Origin of the sequence: Micromonospora sp. DT4, assembly GCF_049841675.1 — a bacterium.
GTDB lineage: Bacteria > Actinomycetota > Actinomycetes > Mycobacteriales > Micromonosporaceae > Micromonospora.
The window spans coordinates 1-901 of record NZ_JBNCKT010000322.1; the positions used below are offsets into that span (position 1 = coordinate 1).

1 protein-coding gene is annotated in these 901 nt (G+C 67.7%); it reads left to right on the forward strand.

Going from position 1 to position 901, the window contains the following annotated elements; genetic code table 11:
* The first annotated feature begins 83 nt into the window (after nucleotides 1–83).
* Entirely contained in the window at nucleotides 84–830 is a 747-nt protein-coding gene (locus ACLQ24_RS29895; protein ID WP_425895080.1) for an aldo/keto reductase, read from the forward strand.
* The last annotated feature ends 71 nt before the right edge of the window (nucleotides 831–901 follow it).

The following is a 901-nucleotide window of genomic DNA, read 5'->3' on the forward strand; positions in this document are numbered from 1 at the left end:
AATCCTTGTTCCGCAAGCCCGAAGTCCGCTACGCCGCCTCCTGACCATCAACTATTTGCCTTACGGGTCAATATCTGCTGAGTGTGAAGTTCGGGCAGCAGGTGGGGCCGGGCATGCGGTTCGCCGGCCAGGACTCCCGCCCGGCTTCGGTGCGGAACTTCCTGAGCTACTCGCTGACCCGGCTCGGCGTCGACTACGTGGACATCTACCGGCCGGCCCGGCTCGACCGGTCGGTGCCGATCGAGGACACGATCGGCGCGATCAAGGAGCTGATCGACGCCGGTTACGTACGGTATGTGGGGCTCTCCGAGGTTGATGCGGAGACCGTCCGGCGGGCGCACGCTGTTCATCCGGTTGCTGATCTTCAGATCGAGTATTCGCTGCTGTCGCGGGCGGTCGAGGCCGAGGTGCTGCCGGCGCTGCGGGAGCTGGGCATCGGGCTGACCGCGTACGGGGTGCTGAGCCGTGGCCTGCTCTCGGGGAACTGGGTGCCGGGGCGGGCGGCCGATGGGCGTAACCACAGTCCTCGCTTCTTGGCCGAGAACGCGTCGCACAACCTGGCTCTGGTGGAGGCGTTGCGCCGGGTCGCGGACGCGAAGGGGTGCACGGTGGCGCAGTTGGCGATCGCGTGGGTGGCGGCGCAGGATCCGTCGATCGTTCCGCTGGTCGGCGCGCGTACCCGGCAGCGACTGGCCGAGGCGTTGCCGGCGCTGGACGTGGAGCTGTCGGCCGGGGATCTCGAAGAGATCGAGGCGGCTGTGCCGAAGGGTGCCGCGCGGGGTGACCGTTACCCGGCGGCGTTCATGTCGAGCCTCGGCGTCGGTAACTAGGCCGTGTCTTGTGGATCAGGTTTCGCGGGCGAGGTCGCGGAGCCAGATCTTGATGGTGGCGATGTCGATGG